Here is a 281-nt window from a genome sequence, read left to right as displayed (position 1 = left end):
AAGACGTCCACCTGGACGTCCTGGGAGTGAAACTGGACCTGCCTAACCTGAACTCGTCGAACCTGCCTATCGAGCTCGTGCAGGCCGTGTTCCTCGCGAAGTCGAAGCCGCTGCGCAGTGAGGCGGATGACGCGCACATTACCAGCGTGTTTCTCGCGTACTTCGAAGCAATGCAGCCTAATTTCTGGAACGCGTTGCGCACGAGCGACAACCCGCTGGCCTACTTGGCTGCGACCGTGCAGACGTGGGCGGAGCAGTCCGAGTTGGACCCAAAAGCGCTT

1 protein-coding gene is annotated in these 281 nt (G+C 60.1%); it reads left to right on the top strand.

Annotated elements, in window-relative coordinates; all coding sequences use genetic code 11:
- Positions 1 to 281 (top strand): hypothetical protein (locus tag QP442_RS08445; protein ID WP_285069788.1); only part of this gene is annotated, 281 nt, incomplete at both ends.

The sequence above is a fragment of the Pauljensenia sp. UMB1177 genome (genome assembly GCF_030217965.1).
Taxonomy (GTDB): Bacteria; Actinomycetota; Actinomycetes; order Actinomycetales; family Actinomycetaceae; genus Pauljensenia; species Pauljensenia turicensis_A.
This window is presented reverse-complemented; position numbering and strand designations above follow the sequence as displayed.